1 protein-coding gene is annotated in these 377 nt (G+C 39.0%); it reads right to left on the bottom strand.

Annotation, left to right across the window (positions count from 1 at the left end; genetic code table 11):
• Positions 1 to 377: amino acid permease (locus KH400_RS22255; RefSeq protein ID WP_217228356.1), on the bottom strand; the 377-nt coding region annotated here is incomplete at both ends.

The raw sequence follows: 377 nt of genomic DNA on the forward strand, positions 1-377 counted from the left end.
TATTTATCCTTTGCTAAGTTGACAGTCAATAATGGAAAAGCTGAAAAACCTGTGTTTGCCGCTAATATTAAAATTAAAGCTGTGACAGCTTGAATGACATAGTAGAAAAATGTCCGTCCAAATGTGTCTGATGCAATCTGTGACACAACCGTTTCTTCTGGCTTTGGCGAGATGCCAAAACCAAACGCAAGCAATGTCACTCCTACAAATAGAACGGCCAGTAATCCCCCCAACATCAATAAAGTTCTCGCTGCATTTTGTGCAGCTGGTTTTTTAAAGGATGGAATTGTATTAGAAATCGCTTCAACACCAGTTAAAGCAGAACAGCCAGACGAAAATGCCTTTAATAAAAGAAATAACGTGATGCCTGATACATG

This window comes from Desertibacillus haloalkaliphilus (assembly GCF_019039105.1).
GTDB lineage: Bacteria > Bacillota > Bacilli > Bacillales > KJ1-10-99 > Desertibacillus > Desertibacillus haloalkaliphilus.